Origin of the sequence: Longimicrobium sp. (assembly GCF_036280135.1) — a bacterium.
Lineage (GTDB): Bacteria > Gemmatimonadota > Gemmatimonadetes > Longimicrobiales > Longimicrobiaceae > Longimicrobium.
Window position 1 is genome coordinate 1 of record NZ_DASURI010000776.1, and the last position, 2,526, is coordinate 2,526.

Here is a 2,526-nt window from a genome sequence, read left to right on the forward strand (position 1 = left end):
GGGGGGCGCCCGCCCTTCGCCGGCTGCCTGCCGAGGTGTAACCGACGGGCCGGTCCATGCGCGGGCCGAACCGCGGCTCCGGGATTCCGCGCCTTCCCGCGGAATCCTCCCGCGCGCGCTCTCCTCCCGCGCTCCGCTCTACCGCGGGATCTCCGGCACCCGCGCGTCCGCCGGATCGGCCCAGCGGGAGTTGGGGATCAGCGGCGTCCAGCCGGGGCGGAGCGGGTCCTGGTCGTACGGGTATCCGCCCAGGCGGCGGAAGAGCTCGTGGTACTCGCCCAGCTTGTCGCGGTCCAGCGTCACCCCCAGCCCCGGCCCCGTGGGCACGTCGATGCACCCGTCGCGGTACGGCATCAGCCCGCCGGTGATCACGTCGTCCACCAGGTGGTGGTAGTGCGCGTCCGCCGAGAACGAGAGGTTGGGCAGCACGGCGCCCAGGTGCAGCATGGTCGCCAGCTGGATCCCCAGCTCGCCGGACGAGTGCACGGCCACGCCCAGCTGGAACGCGTCGCAGATGCACGCCGCCTTTACGCACGGCCGGATGCCGCCCCAGAACGTCGTGTCCAGGAGGATCACGTCCACGGCCGTCTGCAGCACGTTGGCGGCAAGCTGCTCGAAGCCCACGACGACGGTGTTCGTCGCCAGCGGCATCCGCAGCTTCTCCCGCGCGCGCCGCATCCCGTGCATCCCGAAGACGGGATCTTCCAGGTAGTCGTTGTTCAGGTCCTCGATGTGCTGGCCAAACCAGATGGCCTGCTCCGTGGACCACACGCCGTTGGGGTCAAAGCGGAACGAGTCGCCCGGGAGCGCCGCCGCCAGGGCGCGATAGCACTCCAGCTCGTAGTGCGGATGGAAGACGCCGCCCTTGAGCTTGTGGCTCGTAAAGCCGTGTTTGGCCTTGAGATCCAGCGCCTCGGCCACGAGCTGGTCCACCGTGCGGACTTCGCCGTCGCCCGCGGCGGAATTTGGATAGCGATAGAACAAATACGACGCGAAGGGCACGCGGTCGCGCAGCTTGCCCCCCAGGATGTCGTGCACCGGCACGCCCCACTTCTGCCCCAGCAGGTCCAGGCAGGCGAACTCCAGGGCGGCCAGCACCTGCGTGCGGTTGTTGTAGAGCGACGCCGTGGGGTTGGCGATCAGGTAGCGCATCTCCTCCAGCTGCGCCGGGTCGCGGCCCACCAGGTACGGCTTGAGGCCCTGGAACGCCGCGACGGCCGCCTCGCCGCCGCCGCCCATCTCGCCCAGGCCAATGAGCCCCTCGTCCGTCTCCACCTCCACGATGGTGCGGACAAAGCGGCCCCAGTGGGCCCCGTTGGCGTGGCGCAGGGGCGCCTGCAGGGGCACGGTCACGGGCGTGGCCCGGATGTCGGTGATCTTCACGGTGATGTCAGTCGGTGTCGGGGGACCCGGCCTGGAGCGCTTCGCGCACGCCCCGCAGGTGGGCCCGCATCCTCTCGACGGCCTGGTCGGCGTCCCGGCGCTCCAGCGCGTCCAGGATGCCCAGGTGCTCGGCATGGAATCGCTGGCGCAGGGCCGGCGTGCGGTCTACGACGCGCCGGGCCTGGCGCATGGCCCCGCCCAGCGCGTCCAGCAGCTGGTGCAGCACCACGTTGCCCGACCCGCGGGCAATCTCGCGGTGAAAGTCCAGGGTGGGCTCGCCGGTCTCTCCGGCGCGCTCCAGCCCCGCCGCCGCGCGCCGCAGCGCCTGGCGCATGCGGGCCAGGTGCGCGTCCGTGGCGTTCTCCGCGGCCAGGGCCACGCTGGTGAGCTCGATGGAAAGGCGCGCGTCCACCAGGTCCAGCAGCAGCGTGCGGCGGGCGGTGCCGTCGGAGATGGGGTTGGTCATCAGCAGCGGGTCCGTGTCAGGCCCGACGAACACGCCCGCGCCGTGGCGGATCTCCACCACGCCCAGCATCTCCAGCTTGCGCAGCCCCTCGCGCACGGTGGGCGGCGCCACGCCGAACTCCGCCGCCATCCGGCCGATGCTGGGCAGCCGGTCTCCCTGTCGATATCCGTTCTGCCGGATCAGCTGCCGCACGCGCGCGGCCAGCTCGTCCGACAGGCTCTGGCGCTGTACCGGTCCGGGACGGTCTTCCATGGACGGCCATCCTGGCGGACTGATAAACTCATCTTATGACCTGAGAACCTACGCTTCGCCCGGCGCGGTGTCAAGCAATGTGGGCGGGGCGGGATGCGGGGACGGATGGGTGGAGGTGGGTTCGTGCCAGGAGGAAGGGATCTGCCACGGCGGAGCGCCCCCCATCCCCTGCCCTTCCCCCACAAACGGCGTGGGGGAAGGGGGATCACGGCCCGTGCACGGGGGCGGGTGGCTGCCGGCCCGCGGAGAAGGCTCGCGTCGTCCGCGCACAGGGCGGGGTGCTGCCGGGCGCGGAGGGGGCCCCCACCCGCTCGATAGCTCGCGACCTCCCCCGCTTCGCGGGGGAGGTGAGGACGGCCGTGCTTCCGTGCGAGATGGGCGGGTTCGCGCCGGGAGCAGCCCGCCCCTCTCCCGGCCTCTCCCCG

General features: G+C 71.9%; 2 protein-coding genes. Both read right to left on the minus strand.

The genetic code is table 11. From position 1 onward, the window contains the following. Window positions 1-138: 138 nt before the first annotated feature. Window positions 139-1,383: an enolase C-terminal domain-like protein gene (locus VFZ20_RS25020; protein WP_329686689.1), complete on the minus strand. Its 1,245-nt coding sequence runs from the start codon at window positions 1,381-1,383 to the stop codon at window positions 139-141. Window positions 1,384-1,390: 7 nt separating this feature from the next. After that, window positions 1,391-2,101, minus strand: a complete 711-nt coding sequence (locus VFZ20_RS25025) for a FadR/GntR family transcriptional regulator (RefSeq protein ID WP_329686690.1) — start codon at window positions 2,099-2,101, stop codon at window positions 1,391-1,393. Between the last annotated feature and the right edge of the window lie 425 nt (window positions 2,102-2,526).

Bases quoted from the DNA above. Each gene is read 5' to 3' on its own strand.
- VFZ20_RS25025 (WP_329686690.1), bottom strand. From the start codon at position 2,101: ATGGAAGACCGTCCCGGACCGGTACAGCGCCAGAGCCTGTCGGACGAG.